Below are 496 nucleotides of genomic sequence, written 5' to 3' on the forward strand. Positions count from 1 at the left end.
GGCAACGCTGATTAAGGTCCACCATTGAGAGGGGTCAAACGTTATCCGCAGATGAAGCAGCAGACCTTGGCAATGGCCGCAGATCAAGACAACGGATTCGAGCATTCGCGCAAACCCACCCGACGCGAAGAGTTCTTGCGGACCATGGAGACAATAGTGCCATGGGCCGCTCTGTGCCAGGTGATAGAGCCGCACTACCCCAAAGCAGGCAACGGCCGCCCGCCCATTGGCCTTGAGCGCATGCTGCGCATCCATTTTCTTCAGCACTGGTTCAACCTGGCCGATCTGGCGTGCGAGGAGGCTCTGTATGACAGTGCCAGTCTGCGCCGCTTTGTGGGGATTGACCTGGGCCGCGAACGCGTGCCCGACGCCACCACGCTGCTGAAGTTTCGCAAACTGCTCAATGAGCAAAAACTGGGTGAAGCCCTGTTTGCCAAGGTAGGCCAGCAATTGCAGGAGCGCGGCTTCAAGGTCAACACCGGCACCATCGTGGATG

At 58.7% G+C, this 496-nt stretch carries 1 protein-coding gene; it reads left to right on the plus strand.

The window, feature by feature from the left end:
• Positions 1 to 51: 51 nt before the first annotated feature.
• Positions 52 to 496 (plus strand): IS5 family transposase (locus NFX52_RS30465; protein ID WP_252636019.1); only part of this gene is annotated, 445 nt, incomplete at its 3' end.

It is taken from the genome of Acidovorax facilis, from assembly GCF_023913775.1.
GTDB lineage: Bacteria > Pseudomonadota > Gammaproteobacteria > Burkholderiales > Burkholderiaceae_C > Acidovorax > Acidovorax facilis.